General features: G+C 63.5%; 26 protein-coding genes. 13 read left to right on the top strand and 13 right to left on the bottom strand.

Annotation, left to right across the window (positions count from 1 at the left end; genetic code table 11):
- Positions 1-39: 39 nt before the first annotated feature.
- Genes JGU71_RS10040 through JGU71_RS10025 form a run of 4 tightly spaced genes read left to right on the top strand, consistent with a single transcriptional unit; the run spans position 40 to position 4,233 of the window.
- Complete coding sequence (locus JGU71_RS10040) at positions 40-915, top strand: hypothetical protein (protein ID WP_199703946.1); 876 nt, start codon at positions 40-42, stop codon at positions 913-915.
- The gene (locus JGU71_RS10035; RefSeq protein WP_199703945.1) at positions 912-1,955 is read left to right on the top strand and encodes a DUF4129 domain-containing protein; all 1,044 of its coding nucleotides are present in this window, start codon (positions 912-914) and stop codon (positions 1,953-1,955) included. Before JGU71_RS10040 ends, JGU71_RS10035 begins: the two co-directional genes overlap by 4 nt.
- Positions 1,952-2,926: an AAA family ATPase gene (locus JGU71_RS10030; RefSeq protein ID WP_199703944.1), complete on the top strand. Its 975-nt coding sequence runs from the start codon at positions 1,952-1,954 to the stop codon at positions 2,924-2,926. The genes JGU71_RS10035 and JGU71_RS10030 overlap by 4 nt, the downstream gene beginning before the upstream one ends.
- Positions 2,926-4,233: a DUF58 domain-containing protein gene (locus tag JGU71_RS10025; RefSeq protein ID WP_307829578.1), complete on the top strand. Its 1,308-nt coding sequence runs from the start codon at positions 2,926-2,928 to the stop codon at positions 4,231-4,233. The genes JGU71_RS10030 and JGU71_RS10025 overlap by 1 nt, the downstream gene beginning before the upstream one ends.
- A gap of 3 nt (positions 4,234-4,236) precedes the next feature.
- On the opposite strand, the gene JGU71_RS10020 is transcribed toward JGU71_RS10025, so the two are convergent.
- Positions 4,237-5,028, bottom strand: coding sequence for an RDD family protein (locus JGU71_RS10020; RefSeq protein ID WP_307829577.1), 792 nt, complete (start codon positions 5,026-5,028; stop codon positions 4,237-4,239).
- A gap of 106 nt (positions 5,029-5,134) precedes the next feature.
- Between JGU71_RS10020 and JGU71_RS10015 the strand changes: the two genes are divergently transcribed.
- Positions 5,135-6,154, top strand: a complete 1,020-nt coding sequence (locus JGU71_RS10015) for a stage II sporulation protein M (protein WP_307829576.1) — start codon at positions 5,135-5,137, stop codon at positions 6,152-6,154.
- Here JGU71_RS10015 and JGU71_RS10010 read toward each other — a convergent pair.
- The gene (locus JGU71_RS10010) at positions 6,125-6,919 is read right to left on the bottom strand and encodes an LLM class F420-dependent oxidoreductase (protein WP_199703941.1); all 795 of its coding nucleotides are present in this window, start codon (positions 6,917-6,919) and stop codon (positions 6,125-6,127) included. The genes JGU71_RS10015 and JGU71_RS10010 overlap by 30 nt on opposite strands.
- A gap of 181 nt (positions 6,920-7,100) precedes the next feature.
- Here JGU71_RS10010 and JGU71_RS10005 point away from each other — a divergent pair, with 181 nt between their 5' ends.
- Positions 7,101-8,201 carry an ABC transporter ATP-binding protein gene (locus JGU71_RS10005; protein ID WP_199703940.1) on the top strand — a complete coding sequence of 367 codons (1,101 nt, stop codon included), beginning with the start codon at positions 7,101-7,103 and terminating at the stop codon, positions 8,199-8,201.
- Between the two features lie 26 nt (positions 8,202-8,227).
- On the opposite strand, the gene JGU71_RS10000 is transcribed toward JGU71_RS10005, so the two are convergent.
- The 4 genes from JGU71_RS10000 to JGU71_RS09985 form a co-directional block, all read right to left on the bottom strand.
- Entirely contained in the window at positions 8,228-9,829 is a 1,602-nt protein-coding gene (locus JGU71_RS10000; protein ID WP_199703939.1) for a cation:proton antiporter domain-containing protein, read from the bottom strand.
- A gap of 218 nt (positions 9,830-10,047) precedes the next feature.
- Positions 10,048-10,224, bottom strand: coding sequence for a hypothetical protein (locus tag JGU71_RS29780; protein WP_233529005.1), 177 nt, complete (start codon positions 10,222-10,224; stop codon positions 10,048-10,050).
- Between the two features lie 222 nt (positions 10,225-10,446).
- Positions 10,447-11,001 (bottom strand): LppA family lipoprotein, encoded by a 555-nt coding sequence (locus tag JGU71_RS09990; protein ID WP_199703938.1) that lies wholly within the window; start codon positions 10,999-11,001, stop codon positions 10,447-10,449.
- Positions 10,998-12,707 (bottom strand): alpha/beta hydrolase, encoded by a 1,710-nt coding sequence (locus JGU71_RS09985; RefSeq protein WP_199703937.1) that lies wholly within the window; start codon positions 12,705-12,707, stop codon positions 10,998-11,000. Before JGU71_RS09985 ends, JGU71_RS09990 begins: the two co-directional genes overlap by 4 nt.
- Positions 12,708-12,782: 75 nt before the next feature.
- Between JGU71_RS09985 and JGU71_RS09980 the strand changes: the two genes are divergently transcribed.
- A complete protein-coding gene (locus tag JGU71_RS09980; RefSeq protein ID WP_199703935.1) occupies positions 12,783-13,103 on the top strand; it encodes a type VII secretion target in 321 nt (106 codons plus the stop codon).
- On the opposite strand, the gene JGU71_RS09975 is transcribed toward JGU71_RS09980, so the two are convergent.
- From JGU71_RS09975 to JGU71_RS09965, 3 genes are all read right to left on the bottom strand, one after another.
- Positions 13,100-14,134 carry a fused (3R)-hydroxyacyl-ACP dehydratase subunits HadA/HadB gene (locus JGU71_RS09975; RefSeq protein ID WP_199703933.1) on the bottom strand — a complete coding sequence of 345 codons (1,035 nt, stop codon included), beginning with the start codon at positions 14,132-14,134 and terminating at the stop codon, positions 13,100-13,102. The two genes, JGU71_RS09980 and JGU71_RS09975, sit on opposite strands and share 4 nt — an antisense overlap.
- A 136-nt stretch (positions 14,135-14,270) precedes the next feature.
- A complete protein-coding gene (locus JGU71_RS09970; RefSeq protein WP_199703931.1) occupies positions 14,271-14,792 on the bottom strand; it encodes a TIGR04338 family metallohydrolase in 522 nt (173 codons plus the stop codon).
- Entirely contained in the window at positions 14,792-15,610 is an 819-nt protein-coding gene (locus tag JGU71_RS09965) for a DUF2786 domain-containing protein (protein WP_199703929.1), read from the bottom strand. The genes JGU71_RS09970 and JGU71_RS09965 overlap by 1 nt, the downstream gene beginning before the upstream one ends.
- A 180-nt stretch (positions 15,611-15,790) precedes the next feature.
- On the opposite strand from JGU71_RS09965, the gene JGU71_RS09960 reads away from it, so the two are divergent.
- The 5 genes from JGU71_RS09960 to JGU71_RS09940 all read left to right on the top strand — a co-directional run bounded on the left by JGU71_RS09960 (position 15,791) and on the right by JGU71_RS09940 (position 22,371).
- On the top strand, positions 15,791-17,074 hold the full coding sequence (locus JGU71_RS09960; RefSeq protein ID WP_199703928.1) for an ABC transporter substrate-binding protein: 1,284 nt from the start codon (positions 15,791-15,793) through the stop codon (positions 17,072-17,074).
- A 15-nt stretch (positions 17,075-17,089) separates the two neighbouring features.
- Positions 17,090-18,118 carry a carbohydrate ABC transporter permease gene (locus JGU71_RS09955; RefSeq protein WP_199703926.1) on the top strand — a complete coding sequence of 343 codons (1,029 nt, stop codon included), beginning with the start codon at positions 17,090-17,092 and terminating at the stop codon, positions 18,116-18,118.
- Positions 18,115-18,993: a carbohydrate ABC transporter permease gene (locus JGU71_RS09950; RefSeq protein WP_199703925.1), complete on the top strand. Its 879-nt coding sequence runs from the start codon at positions 18,115-18,117 to the stop codon at positions 18,991-18,993. Before JGU71_RS09955 ends, JGU71_RS09950 begins: the two co-directional genes overlap by 4 nt.
- Before the next feature lie 94 nt (positions 18,994-19,087).
- Positions 19,088-21,268 carry a transglycosylase domain-containing protein gene (locus JGU71_RS09945; protein ID WP_199703924.1) on the top strand — a complete coding sequence of 727 codons (2,181 nt, stop codon included), beginning with the start codon at positions 19,088-19,090 and terminating at the stop codon, positions 21,266-21,268.
- A 14-nt stretch (positions 21,269-21,282) separates the two neighbouring features.
- On the top strand, positions 21,283-22,371 hold the full coding sequence (locus JGU71_RS09940; protein WP_233529003.1) for an amidohydrolase family protein: 1,089 nt from the start codon (positions 21,283-21,285) through the stop codon (positions 22,369-22,371).
- A gap of 50 nt (positions 22,372-22,421) precedes the next feature.
- On the opposite strand, the gene JGU71_RS09935 is transcribed toward JGU71_RS09940, so the two are convergent.
- The 4 genes from JGU71_RS09935 to JGU71_RS09920 all read right to left on the bottom strand — a co-directional run bounded on the left by JGU71_RS09935 (position 22,422) and on the right by JGU71_RS09920 (position 25,915).
- Positions 22,422-23,504, bottom strand: a complete 1,083-nt coding sequence (locus tag JGU71_RS09935) for an inositol-3-phosphate synthase (protein ID WP_199703923.1) — start codon at positions 23,502-23,504, stop codon at positions 22,422-22,424.
- Positions 23,497-24,057 (bottom strand): PadR family transcriptional regulator, encoded by a 561-nt coding sequence (locus tag JGU71_RS09930; protein ID WP_199703922.1) that lies wholly within the window; start codon positions 24,055-24,057, stop codon positions 23,497-23,499. The genes JGU71_RS09935 and JGU71_RS09930 overlap by 8 nt, the downstream gene beginning before the upstream one ends.
- A gap of 151 nt (positions 24,058-24,208) precedes the next feature.
- A complete protein-coding gene (locus JGU71_RS09925) occupies positions 24,209-25,078 on the bottom strand; it encodes a DUF1707 SHOCT-like domain-containing protein (protein WP_199703920.1) in 870 nt (289 codons plus the stop codon).
- Between the two features lie 9 nt (positions 25,079-25,087).
- Positions 25,088-25,915 carry a DUF1707 SHOCT-like domain-containing protein gene (locus tag JGU71_RS09920; protein ID WP_199703918.1) on the bottom strand — a complete coding sequence of 276 codons (828 nt, stop codon included), beginning with the start codon at positions 25,913-25,915 and terminating at the stop codon, positions 25,088-25,090.
- 145 nt (positions 25,916-26,060) lie between these two features.
- Here JGU71_RS09920 and JGU71_RS09915 point away from each other — a divergent pair, with 145 nt between their 5' ends.
- Positions 26,061-26,489: a DUF5318 domain-containing protein gene (locus tag JGU71_RS09915; RefSeq protein ID WP_199703917.1), complete on the top strand. Its 429-nt coding sequence runs from the start codon at positions 26,061-26,063 to the stop codon at positions 26,487-26,489.
- Positions 26,490-26,791 lie beyond the last annotated feature (302 nt).

Here is a 26,791-nt window from a genome sequence, read left to right as displayed (position 1 = left end):
CGAGGCGTCGTCGGCCAGGTTCGCACTTACACTGATGCGATGCTGCGGGGGCGAGGCGTCGTGCCGACAAGACCGCTTGGGTTCCGCGAGGCCATCGACTATCCCTTCGCGGTGATTCAGGCCAATCTTGCGCTTCTGGCCGCGCTGACGGGGATTGCCGTCGCGATCGGTGCCTCGATCGTTTCGATCGCAGCTGTCGTCGCGGCGGCCGCAACCGGCGAGATCGGGTCGGCCGTGGAGTGGACGGTCGCGGGCGTAACCCTCTTCGTCGCATGGCTCGCGCGCGTTTTCCTGGCGACGTTCACGACGACCGTCTCCGCCCTGACCTGCACACAAGCGCCCGTCACGTGGCGAGCCGTCCGGTCACGATCGACGTCGTCGGCACTGGTCCGAATTTCCGGACTGCAGCGCAGTCAGATTGTCATCGCAGTGGGAGTACTGAGCGCAATCGTGTTGATCGCCGACGACTCCGTCGGAATCGGCGTATCGGTGCTCGTCTGTCTCGGTTTCGCCGTGCTCGCACTCGTCTACTTCGGTGCACGCAATTTCGTCGCTGCGCCCGCGGTGATCGAAGAGAACATCACCACCTCGAGGGCGATCCAACGGTCGGCAGCTCTGACCACGAATGCAATAGCAAGGATGCTCGGACTCTGGATCACGATGTACAGCATCGTCATTCTGCTCGTCCTGCCGATCGCCAGCCTGCCGCTCTTCGTCATCGACGCTGTCGGGGGTCCGGACTGGGTTGCGTTGCTGCTGACCGTCCTCGGGTTCCTGCTGATCGCCGGTGTGTCGATCGTCGTCGAGTCGGCGACCAGGACGGTCTCGTATTTCGATCGCCGGTGTACCCGTGAGGGTGCGGACATCTACGCCGTGCTCGGTAGAACATCGCTGACGATAGGTGCCAAGCGGTGACCGAGCACGAGCCGCACAACGCACCCGTTGCCGAGCCGCTCGGACCCGCCGCCGCACATCGCGACAGATCCGAACACGCTGCTGCTCAACAGGATTACTCGGCCGCGGTGCAGGAGAGATTCCGCGCGGTGATTCGCGGGCTGGAGCAGGGTGGTGTCCTCGAAACGCGACGATCGCGCACTGCAGACGAGACCGCCGCCGCCGCATCGGACCAACTGCCCGCCGACGCGGACGGTTTCACCTCCTCGGCAGTCGTTTACGACGAGGTCGTCTACGGTGGCCGGGTCGCGACGCCGGACGACTACGCGCTGCTTGCACACGTCGACCGATTCTCACCGACAGCTCCGCCACCCGCACCCGACGAACAGACCGGGCCCGACGAGACCGCCCGCACAGCACGCCGCCGGCGCCGACGTCGCCAACGTCGTTCCCTCCGGACGCCAGGATTTCTGGCCTCGTCCAAGCTGTGGATCGTCGTCGCGGTCACGGCAATCCTGTTGGTGCTGCTGCTGTTTGCGCCTCGCTCGTGTTCTGTACCCGACGCGTCACCGCCGCCCCAGTCCCAGTCGGACGACGGATACGACGGCGGCTCCGGAAACGACGATGCGGAGGAGCCCGATACCCTGTTCGATCGCCTCCCACCCGAGGTGGTGTTCGGCGGAGTTCAACTGTTCGTCGCTGCCGTGCTGTTGGCACTGTGGCGCGCGCGTCGACGGGGCGCGCTCGTTCCCGCCGAACGGCCCGTCGAAGTGAGTGCGAACGAGCTGACCGAGGCTCACGCGCGGCTGTACCGCAGGTCCGGCGACAGCGAGCACGTCGCCGGCGTGCTGCGCGGTTCGATGTTGCGACGCGTGCTGCCACGCCTCGGGCTTGCGCCGAACTCTCCGCACGACCGGATCGTACGAACACTCGCCGAACACACCGGAGCTCCACCCGATCGCATAGGCGCCATGTTGTACGGCCCAGTCGAAGACGACGAGACACTGACCATTATCGCTGCCGAGTTGGACGCGATCGAGGGAGAGATTCGAGCGAGATGACAAGCGAGACAACAGTAACTCCCGATGCTGCCGGCGCGGCTCTCGGCGCGGTTCGCGACGAGATCGGCAAGGCGGTCGTCGGCAATCACAACGCCGTCATGTACCTCGTGCTCGCGCTGCTCTGCGAGGGCCACGTCCTCCTCGAGGGTGTGCCAGGCGTGGCGAAAACGCTTCTGGTGCGGTCTATGTCGCGCGCACTCGACGTGGACTACGCCCGGGTCCAGTTCACTCCCGACCTCATGCCGGGTGATGTGACGGGCTCGCAGATCTACGACCCTCGCACCGGCGACTTCACCTTTCGTGAGGGTCCCGTATTCACGAGCCTGCTGCTCGCCGACGAAATCAACCGGACGCCACCCAAAACTCAGGCGGCACTACTCGAAGCCATGGAGGAACGGCAGGTGTCGGTCGACGGCCAGGCGCGGCCGCTACCGAATCCGTTCGTGGTGATCGCGACGCAGAACCCGATCGAACACGAGGGCACGTATCCCTTACCGGAGGCGCAGCTCGATCGCTTTCTGTTCAAGGTCGACGTCGAACTACCAAGTCGTGACGATGAATTCCGAATCTTGGAACGCCACGCCGCTGGTTTCGATCCGCGGGATCTGGAAGGTGCCGGTGTCTCACCGGTTGCCGGCGTCGCTCACATACAGGCTGCGCGCCAGGCGGTTTCGATGGTCACGCTCACGCCGGCGGTGCTGGCGTACATCGTCGACGTGGTGCGGGCATCGCGATCCTCACCCGCTGTCCAACACGGTGCATCACCTCGTGGCGCCACGGCTTTGCTCAAGGCGGCCCGGGCCTATGCCTGGTTGAACGGCCGCGGCTACGTCACCCCCGACGATGTGAAAGCCGTTGCTGTACCGGTACTTCGGCATCGCCTGTTCCTGCGTCCCGAAGCCGAGCTCGACGGCGCAACAGCGGAAGCCGTGCTGAATTCGTTGCTGCTGTCGGTACCGGTCCCGGTGTAGTGCGCACCCAACTCGTCGTCACGGGCCGGGCCGCGTTGGTTGCGGCGCTCGGCAGTATCGTCGTGGCCGTTCTGGCGCCGTCGTGGCTTGGCGTTGCCGTGATGACGGTCCTGCTGCTCGGCGCGGTCGGAATCGACCTGAGCGTTGCGGGCAACTGCCGCGCGGTGACGATCACCCGACCGACGTTCGCAACGGTCAGGCTCGGCCGACGCGTCGAGGTACCGCTCACGATCGCCAATGGGAGTGCGGGCCGGGTACGCGGAACCCTATGGGACGACTGGCAATCCAGCGCCGGGGTCCTGCACCGCTCGCATCCGATCGATCTTGCACCGGGCCAGGAAACCCGCCTCGACAACGAGGCCGAGCCTGTCCGACGTGGCGATCGCCTCGGCAGCGCGGTGACACTGCGGGTGATCGGTCCACTGGGCCTCGGTGGTCGCCAGATTCGCCACACGATCGATACAACGATCCGCGCGCTCCCTGCCTTTCGGAGCGAGCGCCAATTGCCCTCCCGCGTGCGGCAATTGCAGCATCTCGAAGGGCGGAACATCGCGACGGTACGCGGCCAGGGTACGGAGTTCGACTCCTACCGCGAGTACGCGATCGGCGACGATGTCCGGTCCATCGATTGGCGCGCGACCGCACGTGCCCGCGACGTGGTCGTCCGCACCTGGCGGCCGGAACGCAATCGCCACGTTCTGCTCATCCTCGACACCGGACGGGCGAGCGCTGGCCGAACGATCGACGGCACCCGCCTGGACACGTGTATGGAAGCGGCGCTGCTGCTCGGCGGACTCGCGTCCCGTGCTGGCGATACCGTGGATCTACTCGCCTACGACCGTGCAGTGCGTGCAGAGGTGCTCGGCATCACGGGGAAACGTCTGCAGCACAGGCTGATGGACGCAATGGCACCGCTGACGCCGAGGCTCGACGAGACCGATTGCCGCGGCCTCGTCGAAGCTGCGCTGCTGCGCACCAAGCGACGCAGCTTGGTCGTCTGGTGCACGAGCATCGAAAGTGGCTATCCTGCAGCTGATCTGCTGCCCGCTGTGCGCACGCTCGCGCATCGGCACCACGTCCTGATGGTGTCGGTCGGCGATCCGGAGGTCACCGCATTGGCCGGTCGACGCGACGACGCCGCTGCTCTGTACAGCGCAGCCGCTGCCGAACGTGCAATTGCCCGTCGCGATCTCGTCGGTGAGACACTTCGCCGAATCGGCGTCAAAGTTGTTGCTGCCGAACCAGAACGACTACCGGCCACACTTGCCGACGAGTACCTCGAGCTCAAACGCGTCGGGACGATGTAGCGGTCAGGTCGGTAGCGGTCGGATCGGCCTCGAGAGTGCCCGACGTTGTCGTTCGGCGAGCACAGCCGCGAGAACCTCGAACGGCGGAATCGGTGCAGGCACCTCGACTCGCATGCAGGCGCACACACGTTGCGTCAGCTGTAATCCCACGTCGAAAGCGACCGGCGGCGCGAACTGTCCGTAGCGTTTGAGGTAGTCCCTGAACAGTAGCGCAAGCTCGTCGGGTACCGCGTCGATGTCGAGCTGGGCGGCCCACATCACCATACGCGGCGGTGGCTGCAACAGCGAAGGCGCGAAATAGGCCGCCTCCGAGCGGATTACGACGGTTCCCGCCAGCAGGTCACCGACCCGACGCCCACGGGCTGAACAGGTCGACGACACCACCGCGACGAGGCCGAAGAAACCAAGCATCCAGAAATCGACGATGGCTCCGCACAGGCCACGGGTGAGCGCATGACGAAACTCGGCGGGTCCACCGTCCGCACGGACCACCCGCAGGCCGAGCGCGAACTTGCCCGGCGACCTGCCTCTTGTCAGCGTCTCCCACGCCACCGGATAGCCGACCAGGACGGCGACGGTCGACACGATGACCAACGCGGCGAGCAACGCCTCGTCAGCGCGGTATGCCGCGATCCCCACAAAGGTCAGAAGCCCGAAAAGGGTCACCAGCTGCAACATCAGATCGATGAGAAAGGCGAGGCACCGTGTCGGCACACGAGCGATCGGCAAGTCGAGAGCCACTGCTTCGCCGGTGACGAAAGTGGTGTCGCCTCCGGTCACCGATGCTGTTGTCACGTTCGTCGTCCCCCAGGTTGCGGCGGTTCGCAGCGTAACATTTCGATCGCGACAGCCACCGGCTACGCGAGTAGGCGATCCACACGCCGGAGCAGGGGGAAGCCACGTGGAGTTCGACGTATTCGTTCACAAGCGCACGCCCGGCTGGCGACGCCTCGATCACCTCGTTGGTCGGCGTCGACTCACGGGCGCCGAGGCCGACGAGCTGGTCACGCTCTATCAGCTGGCGTCGGCCGACCTTGCGCACCTGCAGGTTGTGGCCCCCGAGCCGATCGTGCTCGCTCAACTCACCGACCTCGTCGCGCGCGCACGGGCCAAAGCAGTCGGTGCGCGGACCGGCATCGGTGAAGAAATCGTCGTGTTCTTCGCCTACCGCTTTCCTGCGGTCCTGTACCGATCATGGCCATGGTGGGTAAGCGTCGCCGGGGCGTTCCTGCTTGTCTCGACCGTGACCGGCGTGTGGGTGGCAAACGACCCGAATGTGCAGGCGACCATCGGTTCTGCCGAGGAGATCGAGCGCGTCACAGCTCCGGGCGGCGAATTCGAGACCTACTACTCGGAGAATCCCGCAGCATCTTTCGCCGCTCAGGTCTGGACGAACAACGCGTGGGTTGCCGCTATCGCCCTCTTCATGGGCGTACTGATCGTGCCTGCGGTGTACGTGCTGGTGATGAACGCCGTGAACATCGGTGTCAGCGGCGGTCTGATGGCGGACGCTGGACGCCTCGACGCCTTCTTCGGATTCATTGCGCCGCACGGCATTCTCGAGCTGACAGCGATATTCGTCGCAGGCGGCGCAGGCCTGCAACTCGGCTGGACGCTGATCGACCCCGGCAGGCAGAGCCGTGTGCAGGCGCTCGCGCGCCAGGGGCAAGCGGTCGGGGCGATGGCACTCGGCCTCGTCGTCGTGTTCCTGTTTGCGGGCACGATCGAAGCCTTCGTCACGCCGAGCAGCCTCAGCACGCCGGTCCGCGTCGGAATCGGCGTATTTGCCGAAGCCCTTTTCCTTACCTACGTGTTCGTGCTGGGTTCACGTGCTGTCGAATCCGGGTACACGGGTGCGCATCGCAGTATCGACCGCACCATCGAACCGTCTTCAGGCAAGCCCGAGCACAGCTTCCGGTGACCGCTCGTCGCGCCATTGAATGGCTTCGACAACCCCGTCCAGTTTGTACTTCGGACCGCTGGTCCCGACCGTGAACAGTGATACGCCGCCATCGACGAAGGCCTGCGCCTTGTCTGCACCTGGCCATGCGACGGAACGTTCGATCTGGGCCGGGTCGGTCCCCACCGTCGCGCAGTGCTCGGCGAGCACAGCCGATTTATGTTCCAGCACATCCAAATTCGAGAAGCTGTGCCAAATCTGGGCATACTCGGCGACCAACCGCAACGTCTTTCGTTCGCCACCGCCGCCGATCAGGATCGGAATCTGGCGTGTGGGTTGCGGATTGAGCGCACCGAGTCGGGCTGAGATGCGTGCAAGGTAGTCCTTGAGCAGCGCGAGCCGACTCCCCGCCGTCCCGAAGTCGTAGCCGTACTGCTCGTAGTCCTTCGCGAACCAGCCTGCACCGAGCCCGAGAATCAGCCTGCCGCCGCTGATGTGATCGACCGTGCGGGCCATGTCAGCGAGCAGATCAGGATTGCGGTAACCACCGCCGGTCACCAAGGCACCGATCTCGACCCGTTCGGTCTGCTCGGCGAACGCACCGAGCATCGTCCAACATTCGAAATGCTCGCCATCCGGGTCTCCCGACAGCGGATAGAAATGGTCCCAGTTGAAGACGATGTCGACACCGGCGTCCTCGGCCCGCAGAACCGCGTCGCGGATCAGACCGTAGTCGGGCGCGTGCTGGGGCTGTAGCTGGACTCCGATACGGACGGGACGCGACATAAAAGTGCTCCTCAGCGACGAAGAATGCTCACTCGAATTCCGCGCCGAGCCTACCGCCGCCACCCTCGTCCCGCAGAAGCCCACGTCATCGGCCATACTCCCTTCTGCGTCGCAAACCGCGCCGCACCTCCTTTACTTGGATCGTCCGGCACGTTCCTGCCGGTGAAGGGATTTATTTGTCATGGCTTCTGTGACGTTCGATCGAGCGACCCGGCTCTACGCCGGCTCGTCCGATCCCGCTGTCGACCAGCTCGAGCTGCAGATCGAGGACGGCGAGTTCCTCGTTCTCGTCGGTCCGTCGGGCTGCGGCAAATCGACGTCGCTACGCATGCTCGCCGGACTCGAAGAGGTGGATGCGGGCCGAATCTTCATCGGCGACAAGGACGTCACCAACAAGGAGCCCAAAGAACGCGACATTGCGATGGTCTTCCAGAACTACGCGCTGTATCCGCATATGACGGTTGCCGAGAACATGGGCTTCGCACTCAAACTCGCGAAGGTGAGCAAGGCCGACGTCAAGACCCGCGTGCTCGAGGCTGCGAAACTGCTCGATCTCGAGGACTACCTCGACCGCAAACCGAAGGCGCTTTCGGGTGGTCAGCGGCAGCGCGTCGCCATGGGCCGGGCGATCGTCCGACAACCGCAGGTGTTCCTGATGGACGAACCGCTCAGCAATCTCGACGCCAAACTGCGCGTCCAGACCCGAACCCAGATCGCGCAACTGCAACGCCGACTCGGCACGACTACCGTCTACGTCACCCACGATCAGGTCGAGGCGATGACGATGGGCGACCGTGTGGCTGTGCTGAAAGACGGTGTGCTGCAACAGTGTGCGACACCGCGCGAGCTCTATGCCAGGCCGGTCAACGTGTTCGTCGCAGGATTTATGGGCTCACCGGGCATGAACCTGTTCACGCTGCCCATAGAAAACGGCAACGTCACGATCGGCGGCTGGCAGATTCCCGTGTCACGTGAGGTCATCGAGACCTCGCTCGACAAGTCGGTCGTCGTCGGAATCCGGCCCGAACATTTCGATATCGGGACGATCGGCATCGAGATGGAGGTCGACGTCGTCGAGGAACTCGGTTCCGACGCATACGTTTACGGTCGCGCGATCGCACCCGCAGACTCGCAGAGCACAGCCGTAGACACCACCGGAGTGCAGATCACGTCCCGCGCGGACTGGCGCAACCCGCCCGCGAAGGGTGCCCGAGTGAACCTGTACACCGATCCGAGCCACATTCACTTCTTCGCAACGTCGGACGGCCGACGCCTGACCTGACCGGTTGTCCGGCGGCCCTGTGACAGTCAGGCCGTCGGACCACTCACGGGTGGTATGCCGAGCCCGATCGATTCCGCGGCCTTGTCCGCGAATTCGACGCCTGCTTCGTCGTAGATATGGAACACGGCGTCGACGCCTGCCTCGCGCAGCGTCACCATCTCCTCGGAGTACTTGACGATTGCGGCGATCTTGCCGAGGAACTCCCGATGGTGCAGCTGTTCCATCGCGAAGATGTTTCCCGAGTGGTCCGGCATGGCAAGCATGACGACTTCGACGGTGTCGGTGAGCAGCAGCTTGTCCCAGAAGTCGGGGTCGGTCGCGTCGGCCTCGACGACGTTGTAGCCGGTGTCGCGGAAATTTCGGACCTTGTCCTCGTCCGATTCGACGCCGAGCACTGTCACGCCGTATTGCTCGACCAACCTGTCGTAAGCACCGTGGCCGACTCTGCCCATTCCGACGACCACAGCGCGCGCATCGCCAAGCTCGATCGGTTTGTCACCGTCGTGCAGCTTGCTCGGATCCTGCGGCGGCAACACCTTCACCGCCTTCTCGTACAGCTGCGGGCTGAAGGTGTTCAACAGCGCTGCGATGATGAAACTCATTGCTACCGCGAGCGATACGACGACCAACCAGTCGTCGGTCAGCCAGCCGTGCGTCGCGGCGAGTGCGGCGACGATGAGTCCGAATTCGGAGTAGTTGGTGAGACTGAAGGTCGTGAGAAGCGCCGTTCTGTGCCGCAGCCGGAGACCGTCGAAAGCGATCATGAAAAACAGGCCTTTGAGCGGCAGGGCGAGCAACAGCAGGGCGGCGATCCCGAAAGAACTCCACGTCGGCAGCGCTTCGAGTCCGATGGTGACGAAGAAGCCGACGAGGAACAGCTCTTTCATCTCGAACAGAGATTTGGACAGACCGCCTGCCGACGGGTGCGACGCGAGCAGCATGCCGATGATCAGGGCACCGAGGTCGCCCTTGAGTCCAACCTGCTCGAAGAGTGTGTAACCGACAACCAGCGCGAGCACGACCCCGTAGAGGATCTGCATTTCGCCGTGTCCGATACGTGGCAGCAGCGCACGCATCAAGGGGGCGGCCGGGATGAGCAGAACGAGCGCGAATGCCCATGGGCTCGGCCAATGTCCGGAAGACGCGGTGATGAAGACGACGGCGAAGATGTCCTGCATGACGAGCACACCGATTGTCGTGCGGCCGTAGAGCGAGCGCATCTCACTGCGTTCCTCCAGCGCCTTGACAGCAAAGACCGTGCTGGAGAACGAGAAGGCAAAGGCAAGCACCGCCATGGTCGTCCAGCCCGCATCGGCGAGGAGTGCGATCCCGGCAAGTTTCATCAGGCTGAGGAACCCGATCAGGGCAAGGGTGGACGCGATCACATTCGATGTCGCCGAACCCCACACCTCGCGCCGAAACAGCGTCCGCACATTTAGTTTCAGGCCGATGGTGAAGAGCAGCAGCGTGACACCCAAGTCGGAGATCGTCTGCAGTGCGTCCGTCTTCTCGTAACCCATTGCGTTGAGCACGAATCCGGCCGCAAGAAAGCCGACCAGTGGCGGCAGTCGCACCAGCATGGCAGCAAGACCGCCGACGAACGGCACGATGAAATAAGCGGCATCCACAGACTTCGGCTCCTCCGATAGGGGGGTCGACGGACGCCTAGAATACCTGCCGGACCGCCGAACCTCGGTTCGAGAACGCGCCTGGTACTGCAACGGCACTTGCCTGGCTGGGGTCCATCAAGCGGTGGATCTACCGCGGGGACAAGCCGCATACCATCGCGAAGCTGCTCAACCGGTACTGGTCGAGCCAGTACAGCTCGGGAGGTCGGCTCGCGCGGTCACGCGACGTCGAACTCGAACTCGAACTCGAAGGACGTTCGAGCGGTCGGCCGATCAGGTTTCCGATCGTGCTGGCTGACGTCGACAACGTTTGGTATGCCGTATCGATGCTCGGCAGGAACGCGAACTGGGTTCGCAACGTACAAGCTGCCGGCGGCGACGCGCTGATCCGCCATGGCGGCTCGTGGAAGGTGCGACTCACGGAGGTCCCTCCGGCAGCGCGCGCTCCAATCCTGGCGCGATATCTCGACATCGCACCAGGTGCCCGTCCACACATCCCGATCGACAAAACCGCGCCGTTGGACCGATTCGAGGACATCGCGGCCGACTACCCAACTTTCCGTATCGGGGTTTCTCGCCAACCGAGCGTTCTTGAGAGGCACCCGCGACGCGACAGTTCAACTCGGCGGCTGTGCAAGGTCAGCCGCAGGTAACCGACAACCGGTCTCCGCAGAGATGACTGATGCCTTCAGGTACCCGATCGTGATTGCGTTGCCGTTGTGGCCATATAGCCGCACGTTGCGGTTGCCGGGCATGTCGGACAAAACCTGCACCTCGGTGATTCCCGCCTCTCGAGCGATATCACGGGCGGCCTGCAAAACGCGCGGCCATTCGCCGTCCGGAATCGGCACGTCGGACACCGTGTGCGGTGTCGAAACCCACCGGCTACCAGTGTCCTCGTACTCGTACGCGCACGAGTATTGCGAGCGTTCGCGGTTTGGACGCCAGATCAGTGATGGAACGAGTGCGGTGGCCGCCTCGGCAATCCCACGTACTGTGTCGTTGACCAGCCGTTCGGTCTCCTCCAACGACGGCCACGCCCGCAACTTGGCTTCCGCCTCCGTGGTCTGGCTCTGCTTGTTGTCCTCCACCGACTCAGCCCCTTCGCAACCGGCGATGACCGTCGCCGCCAACGCGACAACCAGTATCTCGGCGGCCATTTTCAGTTTCATTCCCGCACCGCCAACTCCGGCAAACCCGCCACCACTGCTGCGATGTTGTAACCGGACATCCGCAGCGTTCTACCGTCGCTACCTGTTCGCGCATAGTCGGCGTGGGTCAGTGCACCCTCCCTCGAGGCTCCGTCAGGTGTGGTGCCCGAATCCGTGGACAGATGCGCAAAATTCGGGTTGGTGTGGGGGTCCGGTCCGAACCATTCCACCACCGTCGCGTCGTCGATCCAGTCGTCGGCGTCGCCCAGCATTGTGTACCCGTGACCGTGGTCAATACCCAACTGTTCGGTCTTGTCCGCCGCGATGCCCGGTGACCCGTAAACGACCATGTCGTCGGCTGCCTCACCCGGCTCGCCGAGTGCCATGCCGGTTACAAGCGAACCGTAGGAGTGCCCCACCGCCGTGATATGCGGATTCTTGTCCGCACCATCAGTGTCGTGAGAGGCCACCTCCAGCCCCTCCAGGAACTGCGCCAATCGCGGCGCCGCCTCCGATGCCTTTAGCTCCGCCCCTGCATCGTGCCAGCCCCGACCGCTGTCGAAGTTCCCTGGCCCGGTCGCGTTTGGCGGCTCATAGCCCAACCAGCCGATCGTCGCGACAGTCTCATCCATTCTGCCGACACGATCCAATTCTCTCAGGCTCAACTCTCGCAACCTTGCTGCTTCATCGCTCATCCCCTCAAACGAGCCGTTGATCGTGGTGTTGATACCGGGTGCCGTTACGGAGATGTGATCGGCGGTATCCGGGTCACCGATCGCGAACGCGGCCTTACCCCGCTCCCCGGTCATGTCCATATTCAAGATCTTGAAGTCCGAGTTCGATTTCGCCAACTCTTCCAACTTGTCCAGATCCTTCAGTTTCTGCTCGGTGTACCAGAGTGCAGCATCGTCGTTGGTGAACGTTCCGCCGAAGACGTTTTCGTCCAGTTTGCGCTGCAACTCGTCCCGCTCGTGTTCCAGCCGGTCGCGTTCGGTTCCGATGCGGGCGATGTTTGCGTCGTGACGGGCCTGGCTCGGAATCCCGTCCAAGTTGCCCACCCATTCCGGGTGCTTCGCGATCACCTCCGCGCGCTGCCAGTCAGGCATGGCCTGCCAATAGCCGTTCGCCGCAGCAGGATTCGTCGCCGCGTCGGCAGGTGGTGCAGGTGCACTCAGCGACCCTTGGGACACGCCGGCCGCCGCAGCGGCATCGATAGTGGTCGCACCGTGATCGTCGATCTTGCCCTCAGCGGCCTTGTTCAAAACCTGAGCGGCGTCAGCCGAGACGTCTTCTGCCTGCAGGATCAACGCCTTCGCCCGCGCCTCGAGTTCTACCCGGCGTTGCTCACGCGCTTCGGCTTCTTCTGGCGACCGCTCGGCGGTGTCGACCACCTTGACCGCACCCGAATCGTCCACCTGCATTCCATCGGCGGCCGCGTCTGCTTCGATGTCGGCGAGTTCCGTTTTCAGGTGTGCGACCGCTTCGCGGGTTTGGCGCGCGCATTCGCCGACAGCCGACAACGCAGCTGCCTCATCGGTCAAATCGTCTGAAGTGACCTGGAATCGGCGCCGCGCAACCTCGCCGGCTTCACTCAACCATGCAGGCAGACGACCGATATCGGCCAGTTGAAGCTGGACATCGGCGACCGTCTCGATCCGCCGCGACAGCGAATCCTCCAACTGCTCGAGCGCGCCGAGATCCCACGCGCGAACGTCGTCGAGCTCCACCCAACCCCCCGAGTTGCCTCCCGTACCCCTGTCCGGCAGCCTAACATCGCGTCAGGAGCAACCGAGGGGGAGCGAATGCCTGCCGAACCAACACCTGCTGGACCGTCCGTCGACGTCGACACGACCATGCTTCGCATCGCCGCGGACAAACTCGATTCACTGTTCGCCGACGCCGCAAAACGATTGAGCGACACCGACAATGCCATCGCCTCCACTGGACGAGGGTGGACGGAAAACGCACGGAGCAGCTTCGACCGCTTCACCGGCTATGTCGACACCCGCCGCGTCAGCCTCCTGACAAACATTGCCGGACTTTCCGAGGCTCTCGTCGCCGCCGCGATTGCGTACGAGACCCAAGATCACGCCAACGCCACCGACATCGCGGCCTCTGGCTAGGCGAGCTGAACCGTCGCCCCCGCCCGACCGAAGATCTTCTTGCCGTCGGAGGTTGCGACGATCGTGACCTCCGCTGTCCGCGCGGCTTCGTCGAGCGATTTCACCTTGCCCGTCAGATGCACCTGCGCCGGGCGCTGCGGGTCGACGAATACCGGGCGGGCGAACCTCGCTCCGTAGGCGCGAATGGCACCCGGATCCCCGACCCACGATGACACGAGTCCCGAACCCAGCCCCATGGTAAGCATCCCGTGGGCGACAACGGTGTCCATGCCGACCAGTTTCGCGATGAGATCGCTCCAATGGATCGGGTTCGGATCTCCCGATACGCCGGCATAGTTCACGAGGTCGCCGCTGGTGAGTTCGACGACGTGCGGTTCGAGTTCGTCGCCGACCGAGACGCTCTCGAACGACCGATTCGGCTGCGGCACGAATTTGGCACTGACCATAGGCTGCTCACGCTGGTGAATCGCGGCGTCGACGTAGCCGATTGCTGCCGCACCCTTGCGTGCCGAAGCGGTTGTCATACTTCGCATCATCAGCGCGTCGACTGCGACGGCCAGATTCTCGTCAGCGGCACCGCCACCCGACCGCGCGACGATGGTGGTCCACGACGACTGCACAAGCGTTTCGTCGCCGCTGACTTCGCTGATGTCGGTGCGAAAGACGAAAGTGTCCTGACCGTGTCCCTGCCGGAACCCTTCGAACGTCACGTCGGTGACGAGTCGGTCGCCGACGACGAACGGCCGCCAGAAGACGATCCGCTGCTCGGTGTGCAGCACCTGGCTGAGGTCGTAATGCGGCAGGAACTTTTCGAAGATGCAACGCTGCGAGATCGCACCGAGAATTGCGCCGAAGGTGGGCGAGGCCGGTAGTTCGTCGTATCCGAATTCCTTCGCAGCGGACTCCACCCAGTGCACAGCATTGAAATCCTGCACCGCACGGGCGAACTCACGGATCTTCTCGCGCCCTACGTCGTAGAACCCGACAAGCCGAAGTGGCGATCCGAGCGTCGTGGTTACCTCGTCCGTCACGTGGTCGGCACATTTCGTTGCAACAGACTCGCCATGGGTCGGGGCTCCCTCGTGGTGAAGTTCGGGCATTGTTGTTCGACGCCGTGTTTCGCGCACGTCATCAGGGACTTCGTAACCGGACACGGCAACGGACGGGTCAGTGTGCACCCGAACCGATCCGAACACCACACTCGGCCATCGTCGACCGGATGAGCAGGCCGGCCTCGACGCCGACCAACTCTGCCACCAATTCGAGGTATCGAGCAACGAATTCCTGTCCGTGCGGCGCGACATCCAGTTCGGACGGCTCCAGATGGTGTGCCAGTTCGTGCAGCACGACCAGTTCACGCAGCGCCCATGCGCGCGCCCCGACGTGCAGCGGCACCGCAATCGTCGCCGTTTCCACCTCGTAGTGCGCAGCCTGCTGGCCGGCCCGCTGCCGCACCGACACCGGAACGTACGCTCGTTTCCATTGCGCCCTAACCCAATTCAGCGCGAGCACGCTGTCGACATAACTCTGCACCGACTCCACCGACGCGAACCGACGTTCGATCGGCAACGTGATCGTAGAGCCGAGTAATTCCAACTGCCTGACGCCGTATTCGTCCGCCCGATCGAACACTCGGCGCACCAGCGCTTCTGCGTCGTATACCTTTCCTCGTTGCGTGTCGCGTCTCATCAGGAAGAGAGTTGCCCGCGAGCAGCACCGAGTTCCGGAGACGTCCCAAGCCGAGCGGCTCGACCCGCACGGTCGCCTGCGCGTCGCGCATCCGACGAATACCCTGCAGTCGCTCGTGTACCTCGCCACGTCCCACGCGCTTGCGAGGTCTCGGAGTAGTAGTCCTGCAACTCGATCTGCTTGTTGCGCAACACAAGCGCCGTTCCGGTTCCGGCCACCTCGGCTGCGACGATCTCGGCTTCGGCGTCACGTTTCACGGCCGCAAGTCGTTCCCCGATGCGGGCCGCGTAGGCAAGCTGGAAATTCAACCGAGCTGTCACACCCGCGATCGGCACCTTGACGCGGCGCGTTCGCTTTCGCAGGCCACGCCCCTCTGTGACCAACTTTTCGACCGTCGCCTCCCGATAGCTGCCCGACTTGATGTAGGTGTCGGACGCGCGAACCATCTGAATGATCAGACTCGCGTACAGCGCTTCGCACGCGTCGATATCGGTATCGAAGCCATAGGCATAGACCTGGGTCGACGACTGCGTCACGTCGCATTTCACGTCGTTCGCGTGCGAAATCGCCAGGAACAACTGGACGTAGGTCCGTAAGCCCTTCTTGCCCGGCTCGCCGATCCGAATCATCCGCTGCGTCGGAACGGGACGGCGTTCTCGATTGGCGGTGTGCGAACGGGCAACCGCGAGGTCGATCGACGACTGCGTCGCCAAACGCTGCGCCGCCGCCATAAACGCCTGCGCTTCGTGCTCGTTGTCGGTCGACTCCGCCTGCCGCAGCAGGCCGCCGATCCGGGTCAGCATCTTCTCGGAACTCACGGCGCCGAGGGTAATGGTTGCCGCCGACACGCGCCGAGGACGCCGACATCTGCAGCGTTCGCGAGTACCGACCCGTTTCGCCGCTTTCCGTGCCAAAGTATCTTGCGATGTGCGTCACGCATGCGTCCGTCGCTGCCTGCGCCGAGAATCCACGACAAACTGACTACTGGAGAGAAATCTATGTCATTGCATTCGAGAGCTGTACTCCCTAGAGCAGTGCTGGCGGCAGCAGCCGTCGCGATGCTCGCCGTCACCGGATGTTCGAGCGATAGCGACTCCTCCGACAGCGGCTCGAGCTCGGGCGGCAACGGCCGCGGACCGATCACCTACGTCGAAGGCAAGGACACGACCGAGTCCGGCGTCGTCCGCCAGCTTGTCGACAAGTGGAACGAAACGCACCCCGACGAGCAGGTCACCTTCAAAGAGCAGTCCAACGACGCAGATCAGCAGCACGACGACCTCGTCCAGAATCTGCAGGCAAAGCAGTCCAACTACGACGTCATCGCGCTCGATCTGCCGTGGACGGCCGAATTCGCCGCACGAAACTGGCTGCAACCGCTGACCGGCGAGTACGCCCTCGACACCAGCGCGCTGCTGCCCTCGACGGTCGCGAGCGGCACCTACAACAACACGCTCTACGCGGCCCCGAAGAACACCAACGGCGGTTTGCTGTTCTACCGCAAGGACCTGGTCCCGACCGCACCGACGACCTGGGCCGAGATGATGGCGTCGTGCGAGATCGCCAAGACCAACGACATGGGCTGCTACGCCGGCCAGTACGCCCCGTACGAAGGCTTGACAGTCAATACAGCCGAGGCGATCAACTCCTACGGCGGCACCTTCGTCGGTCCCGACGGCAAGACGCCGACGGTCGACAGCCCCGAGGCACGCGCCGGACTGCAGGAACTCGTCACCGCATACTCCGATGGCAACATTCCGAAGGAAGCGATCACCTACAAGGAACCCGAGAGCCAGAGTGCATTCGAGTCCGGCAAGCTGCTGTTCCTGCGCAACTGGCCGTCTGTGTACGAGAACGCCAACAAGGACGGCTCGGCTGTGAAGGACAAGGTCGGAGTCGCTCCGCTGCCCGGTTCCACAGGCGTCGGTACGTCGACTCTCGGCGGTTACAACATCGCGATCAGCGCCTTCTCGAAGAACAAGGCAACCGCGCTCGACTTCCTGAAGTTCATCACCGGTGAGCAGGCTCAGCGGATCATCGGCGAGAGCGGTCTGCCGCCCGTGCTGCCCGCGCTGTACGACGACCCTGCGCTGATCGAGAAGATGCCGTATCTTCCCGCATTGAAGGCAGGCATCGAGAACGCCGTGCCGCGACCGGTAACCCCCTTCTACCCGGCGGTGTCAAAGGCAGTGCAGGACAATGCCTATGCTGCACTCAAAGGTGAGAAGTCGGTAGACCAGGCGATCAAGGACATGCAGGCGGGCATCGAGTCGGCCGGGCAGTAACACAGGAGAACAGCAATGGCAGTTTCTGCTGGTGAAACCAGCGGAGCCAAGCCAGACGTCACCGCGGCCGGGAGTCCAACTCCCGGCCGCGGTGCTGGTCGGCGTTGGTTCGGGAGCCTTCGTGCCTGGCTCCTCATTGCTCCGGTCCTCGTCGCGCTCGGCGTGGTCATCGGCTACCCGGTCGTGCGTGCCTTCGTCATGTCGTTCCAGAAGGACCAGGGTCTTGACCCTGCCACCGGGATGTTCGTCGAAGGTGGCAGTGCGGGCTGGACCAACTACACACACTGGCTCTGGCAGGAGTGCCCGACCATCTCTGGTGGCGTCGCATCGTGCCCTCCGGGAACGCTCGGCTCGCAGTTCTGGTCCGCCGTCGGCGTCACCTTGTTCTTCACCGTCGTCACGGTCGCGCTCGAGGTTGTGATCGGCCTCGGCATGGCGATCGTCATGGGCAAAACTTTCAAGGGCCGTGCGCTGCTTCGCGCTGCGGTGCTGATCCCGTGGGCGATCCCGACCGCCGTCACCGCGCGGCTGTGGGAGTTCATGTTCGCTTACGACGGCGTGATCAATCGAGTGTTCGGCACGTCGATTCTCTGGACGTCGGACGAGTGGCCTGCCCGGTTCGCTGTCATCATCGCTGACGTGTGGAAGACGACGCCGTTTATGGCGTTGCTGATTCTTGCCGGGCTGCAGATGATTCCGCAGGACGTCTACGAGGCAGCACGCGTCGACGGGGCGTCGGCATGGCAGCGTTTCCTGCACATCACGCTGCCGCTGGTGAAGCCCGCGCTGATGGTCGCGATTCTGTTCAGAACGATGGACGCGCTGCGTATGTACGACCTGCCCGCGATTCTGACGCTCGACAACGACGCGACCCGGACGGTCTCGATGCTGGTCGTCGACCAGATCAGGCAGGGTCCCAACAGTGCCTCGGCGCTGTCGACGATCACCTTCGTGATGATCTTCATCGTTGCGTTCGCTTTGGTGAAAGTGCTTGGTGCCAACGCCGTTCGCACTCAGGAAGACCAGCGAAAGGGCGCTCGATGACCCATCGCAAACCCGACACACTCGAGGTCGTCGTCCCGGCTCGCCGCTGGAAGTTCGGGTCGCTACGCGTCTACGTCGGCGTCGCCATCATCCTGATCTGGGGTTTGGCGCCGTTCTACTGGATGGCCGTCACCGCATTCCGCAATGCCGACTACACCTACGACACGACGCCGTGGCCGACGCATCTCACCTTCGAGAACTTCCGCAACGCGTTCGACACCGACAAGGGCAACCACTTCACGCGAGCGCTCACAAACAGCGTCGTCATCGGCGGCATCACAACAGCGATCGCGTTGGTGCTCGGCGTCTTCGCCGCGTATGCGCTTGCGCGCGTGGCATTTCGCGGAAAGTACCTCATCGCCGGGTTGATTCTTTCGGCGTCGATGTTCCCCGTCGTCGCACTGGTGACGCCGCTGTTCCAGCTGTTCACCGATCTCGAATGGATCGGCAAATACCAGGCGATGATCATTCCGAACATCTCCTTCGTCCTGCCGATGACGGTTTACATCCTTGCGTCGTTTTTTGCGGAACTGCCGTGGGAACTCGAGGAGGCCGCGCGAATCGACGGGGCAAGCAAATTCCAGGCGTTCCGTCTGATCATGCTTCCCCTCGCCGCACCCGCGGTGTTCACGACGGCAATTCTGGCGTTCATCGCCGCCGTCAACGAATATCTGCTCGCGCGGTTGCTGTCCTCCGACGCCACCGAACCCGTCACCGTTGCGATCGCGCGCTTCTCCGGTAACGACCCGCAAGCTATTCCTTATGCGGCGATCATGGCGGCAGGGACGATCGTCACGATTCCGTTGGTCATCATGGTCTTGCTCTTCCAACGCCGAATCATTTCCGGTCTGACGGCCGGTGGAGTCAAGAGCTGACAGGTGGCTGGGCAATTGCTCGAGTCAGCGGTTACCCTGGGCTTCCGATCCGATGCAAGGATCCAGGTAGGAGGCGTCCTGGAGTCCGGAGGCAATGAACGTGAGTTCCCACCGCGCTGCGACGCTGCCGCAACCGTCGCCGGCCGATGAGCCGACGAAAGATTCGGCAGGCGGGGTGAGCTCGGCGTCCGGCGCTTCTCCGAAACGGCCGAAGGATCGCTCGCCCAAACGCAAGTCGAAGTGGCGCTACGTCCGGCGCACCCTTTTCGTTCTCGTCGCACTCGCGATCATCGTGCCTACGACCGCATTCGTGATCAGTTACAGCCAAGCCGAGGTGCCACGGCCCTCGGATATGCGCGTCAATCAGGTCGCGACGATATTTGCGACCGACGGAACGACCGTCCTCAGCAAAGTTGTTCCGCCCGAAGGCAATCGCACCGAAGTTCCGATCACCGATGTGCCGGAACACGTCCGCAACGCAATGCTCTCGGCGGAGGATCGCAACTTCTATCAAAATCGTGGCTTCTCGGTCACCGGATTCTTCCGAGCCGCTCGCGACAACATCCAGGGCAAGGAAAGCGCGGGCGGCGGGTCGACCATCACCCAGCAATACGTCAAGAACGCGCTCGTCGGATCCGATCGCAGCGTCAGCCGCAAATGGCGCGAGCTGGTGATCTCCGCGAAAATGGCGCGGGAATGGAGCAAGGACGACATCCTTGCTGCCTACTTGAACACGATCTATTACGGCCGTGGCGCTTACGGCATAGCGGCGGCGTCGAAGTCGTACTTCGGTAAGCCGGTCGGCGACTTGACCGTTGCCGAAGGTGCCGTCCTCGCCTCGGTCGTGCGAAGTCCGTCTAGTCTCGATCCAGAGTTGCATTCCCAAGAACTGACAGCACGCTGGAACTACGTGCTGGACGGCATGGTCGAAATGGGTGTTCTCCCGAGCACAGAGCGAGCGGCCAACGTCTTTCCGCCGATCATCCCGACCAATCAGGTCGGCGACGAGAACATCGCGCGTGGTCCGGAGGGCCTGATCCGCACTCAGGTGCTCAACGAGTTGCGCGCAGCTGGAATCAGCGATCAGGATCTCAACACCGGCGGTCTGCAGATCACGACAACGATCGACCCGAAGGCTCAGCAAGCCGCTATCGATTCGGTCACCAGCATTTTCGAGGGCGAACCCGCCGAGCTACGGACCGCTGTCGTGTCCATCGACCCACGAACCGGTGCCGTTCGCGCGTACTACGGCGGTGCCGACGGTGCCGGCTTCGACTTCGCGCAGGCCCCGCTGCAGACCGGTTCCGCGTTCAAGGTGTTCGGGCTGGTTGCAGCGCTCAAGGAAGACATCCCGCTGTCCGCTATGTACAGCAGCGCGCCACTGACGGTCGGTAGCGTCTCGATCTCTAACGTCGGCGGCGAGACCTGCGGAACCTGCACCATCGCCCAGGCTTTGAAGCAGTCCCTCAACACGAGCTTCTATCGACTGACGCGATCGATGGAAAACGGTCCCCAGAAGATCGCCGACGCCGCTCACGAAGCCGGGATACCTGAGAACATTCCAGGGGTACCGGGTAAGTCGCTGTCACAGGACAACGGCATTCCCGAAGATGGCATCGTGCTCGGTCAGTACCAGGTTCGACCCATCGACATGGCGTCCGCCTACGCCACGCTCGCCGCGTCGGGTACCTACCACGCCCCGCACTTCGTCCAGCGAGTCGTCACTGCGGACGGAACCGTTCTCCTCGATCGCCTGCCCGACCCCGGTGAGCAGCGCATCGAACCCGCTGTGGCCGAAAACGTAACTCAGGCAATGCTTCCCATTGCTTCGTACTCCCGGGGGCACGGCCTTGCAGGTGGGCGGCCGTCGGCGTCGAAGACCGGAACGGCTCAGTACGGCGACACCGGATTGAACAAAGACGCGTGGATGGTCGGCTACACACCGTCACTGTCGACCGCAGTCTGGATCGGCACCGAGCAGGCGCAGGCCATCACCGACCTGTACGGCAGCAGCATCTACGGATCCGGATTGCCGAGTGACATCTGGAAGAAGACGATGGACGGAGCGCTCGCGGGCACCGACGTCGAAAAGTTCCCCTTCCCGGACCCCATCGGTGGGCAAGCAGGAGTTCCGGCTTACAGCGCACCGGCCAAACCGGCACCGAGCACGTCCGCAGCACCGCCTCCGCCACCACCGTTGATCGTGCTGCCGCCGCCACCACCGATGCGGCAGATCGAAATTCTGCCGGGCATCACGATTCCGATCCCAGGCTGAGTGGTCCAGACGCGTTGACGAACAACACCTTTCGTATGGTCGACTCCCACATTCATCAGTGGGATCCCCATTCGACACCCCGCGACTGGCGCTTGAACCTGACCCCTGCTCGCCTGCTGCCGCCGGTGCTCGACCTCGGTTTCAAGCTGCTTTCGCGCGCCGATAGAGAATCGATCGCGGATCCCGTCTATCTCGCGAAGCCGTATCTGCCCGAGCAGTACCGCGCCGATATCGACGGCTTGCAGATCGACACCGTCGTCCACGTCGAATCCGGATGGCGGGGTCGCGGAGAATTCGCTTCGGTCGACGAAACCCGTTGGATCGCATCACTTCCGTTCGAGCCCGACGGTCTTCGTCTCGGCGCAATAGTCGCCGCGGCCGATCCGACGTCGCCGAACTTCGCGCAGGTACTCGACGCGCATCTCGACGCCTCGCCTCTCGTTCGTGGCATTCGCTCGATTGCTGCGCACCACCAGGACAAAGCGGTCCGCTCGTGGACCTCGGTGTACAGACTGCTGGTTCAGCCGCGATTTCTCGACGGTTTCGCCAAGCTCGCGGAGCGGAAGCTGACATTCGACACGTGGGTTTACGCGCACGACCTACCCGATGTCGCAGAGTTGGCGATCCGCTACCCCGAAGTGACGATCGTGTTGGACAACATCGGCACTCCGGCGGGCGTGTTCGGGCCCGTCGGCCGCAGCACGGGTCGTTCGGAGGCCGAGCGTCGAGCGCTGTTGGCTGCGTGGCGCGACGATCTCGCTGCCGTGGCGCAACAGCCGAACGTCGTGGTCAAGTTGACCGGACTGGCGTTGCCGGTCCTGGGACATCGGCTGCCGTTGCGGGGAACGTCGGTACCGGTTGCCGAATTGGCAGAGCGGGTTGCACCGTTGGTCGACTTCGCGCTGGATCAGTTCGGATCCACGCGAACGATGTGGGGATCGAACTCCCCCATGGAGAAACCGGTATCCGATCCGCGTGGCGTCGTCGAGGCGATCAGATCGATCATCGCTGAACGACAGAACGACCGAAGCGCGTCGGAACACGACGACGTCTTCGGTCGGACTGCGGAACGGGTGTACGGGTTGAACGCCTCGCGCTCGTGAGTCTTTCGGTGGGCGGACCCTCCGAAAAGACTCACGAGCGGCGTAGCCGCCTATGCCTCGACGATGAACGCTTCGAGGGCGGTGCGTGCCTTGTCGTCCGCCATCTGGATCGGCGGGGACTTCATCAGGTATGCCGATGCCGGGTAGACCGGTCCACCGACACCACGGTCGAGGGCGATCTTGGCGGCGCGAACCGCGTCGATGATGATGCCTGCCGAGTTCGGCGAATCCCACACCTCGAGCTTGTACTCCAGGTTCAGCGGAACGTCACCGAAGGCGCGGCCTTCGAGGCGGACGTAGGCCCACTTGCGGTCGTCGAGCCAGCCGACGTGATCCGACGGTCCGATGTGGACGTTGCCTGCACCGAGCTCACGAGTGAGGTTCGACGTCACTGCCTGGGTCTTCGAGATCTTCTTCGACTCGAGGCGCTCACGCTCGAGCATGTTCTTGAAGTCCATGTTGCCGCCGACGTTGAGCTGCATGGTGCGCTCGAGGAGCACGCCACGATCTTCGAACAGCTTCGCCATCACGCGGTGGGTGATGGTTGCGCCGACCTGGCTCTTGATGTCGTCACCGACGATGGGGACGCCTGCGTCCTTGAACTTCTGCGCCCAGACCGGGTCCGACGCGATGAAGACGGGAAGGGCGTTGACGAACGCGACACCGGCGTCGATGCAAGCCTGCGCGTAGAACTTGTCGGCCTGCTCGGATCCGACGGGGAGGTAGGAGACCAGTACGTCGACCTCGGCGTCCTTGAGTGCCTTGACCATGTCGACCGGCTCTGCGTCGGACAACTCGATGGTCTCGGCGTAGTACTTGCCGATGCCGTCGAGTGTCGGTCCGCGCTGCACGAGGACATTGCTCGGCGGCACGTCGGAGATCTTGATCGTGTTGTTCTCGCTGGCGAAGATGGCCTCGGAGAGGTCGAAGCCGACCTTCTTGGCATCCACGTCGAACGCGGCGACGAACTTGACGTCGCGGACGTGGTACTGACCGAACTTCACGTGCATGAGGCCTGGGACCGTGGCGGTCTCGTCGGCGTCCTTGTAGTACTGCACGCCCTGGACCAGGGAGGAAGCGCAGTTACCCACGCCCACAATGGCCACGCGCACCGTGCTGCTGTTCTCACCCATGGTCGGGTTCTCCTTCTTTCGGTAATGCCGATTTCGTCGACTGCTCTGCGGCAATCAGTTCGTTGAGCCAACGCACTTCGCGTTCGCTGGATTCGAGGCCGAGCTGGTGAAGCTGTTTGGTATAGCGGTCGAGCGATCCGCTAGCCCTGCCTACGGCCTCGCGGAGCCCCTCGCGGCGCTCCTCGACTTGGCGTCGCCTGCCTTCCAAGATCCGCATCCGCGCTTCCGCGGGGGTGCGGCTGAAGAAGGCAAGGTGTACGCCGAAGCCATCGTCGGTGTAGTTCTGCGGTCCGGTGTCGGCAACCAGTTCCGAAAAACGTTGTCTGCCCAGAGGCGTGAGCTGATAGACGCGACGAGCGCGTCGTTTCACGTTGCCGGTCGGGCCGGCATCCTCCTCGATCAACCCGTCGGCCTGCATCCTGCGCAACGCCGGGTAGAGCGAGCCATAGGAGAACGCACGAAACGCTCCCAGCAGGCCTGTCAATCGTTTTCGCAACTCGTAACCATGCATCGGCGACTCCAGGAGTAGCCCAAGAATTGCCAGCTCGAGCATGGGCGTCACCTCCTGAGGTCGACAGTTCTAACCGATTGATGCGATGCGTAACTATATCGCACCGATATAGTTCGGCATAGTGCAATCGAACACATCGGAGAACGGGACGAGACTAACCGGTGAACGGGAGCGGTCGCGAAGCCTGTCCGCCCTACTTCGAAATACGCAGAATTTCGCCGGTGAACGAGGCTCTGATGTAGCCGCCCTCGTTGAACGAGTTGTTCAGATAGATGTAGACGGCAGGACCGCCGCCGTCGGTGCGCAGCCCGATGTGACTGATCTTCGCGTCGGCGACACCGATCGCCGCCGGCGCATCTGCGATCAGTCGGACCAACGCTTCGACGTCGACCGCCGCAAGGTCGATGACCGACTGGTCCGGCTTGCGCGCTTCGAGGTCGCCGGGTGAGAAACCACCCTGAAAAGTCCACCTGCGCATTCGGTTCGGTTCCCCCTCACCACGCTCCATGACGGCGTAGATCCCGTCGGGATACATGTCGACCTCGTCGGCGATCGTGTCGCCGAACCGCTCGCGATAGAGGTCGCGGAAGCTACTGATCCCGGCAGCGGTCGTGAAGTCGGTCTTGGGAGCGACGATCGGAACGACGCCCGACGGCACCGGCACGGGTGCCGGCGTCACAACCGAGGAGGTCGAGGACGCAGCCGATGCAGCCGGGGCCGGGTCGTCGTCGGATCCGCGGGATGCGACAAGAACAGTTCCGACGACCAGCGCGACGACCCCGACCCCGACCGCGCCCGCGACGATCAACGGCGTCCTACCCCTGGACTGCGCAGACGAAAGCCGAACCGTCGACTGTGCAGGCGGCAGATCGACCGAGGCCTGCAGGTCCGAGACCAGGGCTTTCAAGTCGGTCAGCGTCACGGCCGCCCGAGCTTTTCCAATCCGGGACCGATGCTCCTCGAAACTGAGCTGACCATCGGAGTAGGCGTTGTCGAGGGCGGTGCAGACGATCGCCCTGTCGATGTCGCGGGCTCGCAGGTGGCGGATCGGTGTCATCGGCATCGCACAGACCTACTTCGAAGGATCGAACGGATGGACCGACAAAAAATGACCACGAAGATCCGCCGTCAGAAAACCGGATTCCTCCAACTCGTTCTTCGCATGCATCACGACCTCGGAATCGCCGTCGTCGGTCGGCCGAATCACCAGGTAGATCTGGCTGACATCGGTGAGGTTGAGGCTCGGACCGGCACCGGCGACGATCCCCGCAATCCAGGCGATGTCCATGTCGGCGAGGTCGACAACCGGCGCCGCCGCCGCCCGGGTGCCCGACTCGCTCGGCTCACGGAACTCGCCCTTGAAGTAGAAGCTCAACTGTTTCCGCGGCGTCTGGGTATCGGCGCGGAAGACGACCGCGTATTCCTCGTACAGCGTGAGGTCGTCGACCCGAGTGTCACCGAACGCATCCCGTATCGCTGCGACCACCTCGGCCAGCCCCTCCGGAGACAGATACCCGTTCTTCTCCGCCTCGACCACCGACTCCGGACGGTCGCCACCACCACTGTCACCACCACCGCCGCCAACGATCTTTCCCGCGCCCCAGATACACAGGCCGAGCACCAGCAAGGTCGCCATCGCGGAAACGGCCATCTGCACAACGCCGGGCGACCTGGGTCGCGACGGCGTCTTGGCGAAATCGTGCAGCGGAGCAGCGCCCTGCAGATCGGCGGTCAGATCGTTGAGTTCGCGGATCGTCCGTGCAGCCATCGCCGCCCGGACCCGTGCTTCGTGGTCGGAACTCGACAGCTGCCCGTCGGCCAATCCCGCATCCAAGCTCGCGCAGGTCGCGACCCGATCTTCGTCACGCGCGCGTTTGCCTACGGCGATTCGGTTGGCCATCGAAAAAGGATAGATTCTCGACACCGCTCAGGTGTGCTGTCCCCTTCGGTACCCGTTACACCCGGGTCCGCCACGACCGTCGAGCGCGACACTCTCCACGCCCCAAGCGGCCCGTACAGATGGCGACGCACGTACTCTGGTTCTCGTGCGAATACAGCGGCAGGTCGTGGACTACGCGCTTCAGCGTCGGTCCGTGCTTGCCGAGGTTTACGCAGGAAGAACCGGCGTATCCGAGGTCTGTGACGCGAGTCCGTACCTACTCCGCGCGGCCAAGTTCCACGGCATGGCCAGTAGTGTCGTCTGTCCCATTTGCCGAAAAGAACAGCTCACTCTCGTATCCTGGGTGTTCGGCGACAAGCTCGGACCGGTCTCAGGATCGGCCCGAACCTCCGAGGAACTGGTCCGATTGGCGGCCAGCCGCGAAGAATTTGCGGTACACGTCGTCGAGGTGTGCAGGACCTGCAGCTGGAACCATTTGGTCCAGTCCTATGTCCTCGGAATCGCACCGACACCGAAGCGATCGCGCACTTCGCCTCGTACACACGAGCCGAGCCGTCGCACTGCGATCGAATAGACCAGTAACCGGACGCGGCGCACAACTGCTGAAAGCAGAACTGTGCCGTTCGCCAGGTTGACCGTTCCTACCACGGGAGTTTGTCAAGTGAGTTTCCCCGACGACGACCAGCCGGGTGACAACGCGGCGCGTAATCGACCGACAGGACCGCCGCCGGGCGCTCGCCCAGTGCCGCCGCGCCCTGCCGGTCGAGCAGGTTCGCCGCCGCCACGCCAGACACCCGGACCCGGCAGGCACTCGTCCGCGCCCGGCGCGCGGCCACTTCCCGAGCAGCCTCCCGTCGGTCGACGTCAAGGCCCCCC

Origin of the sequence: Antrihabitans stalagmiti, assembly GCF_016482825.1 — a bacterium.
GTDB lineage: Bacteria > Actinomycetota > Actinomycetes > Mycobacteriales > Mycobacteriaceae > Antrihabitans > Antrihabitans stalagmiti.
The sequence above is the reverse complement of the archived record's forward strand: the minus strand, read 5'-3'. Positions and strand labels throughout refer to the sequence as shown.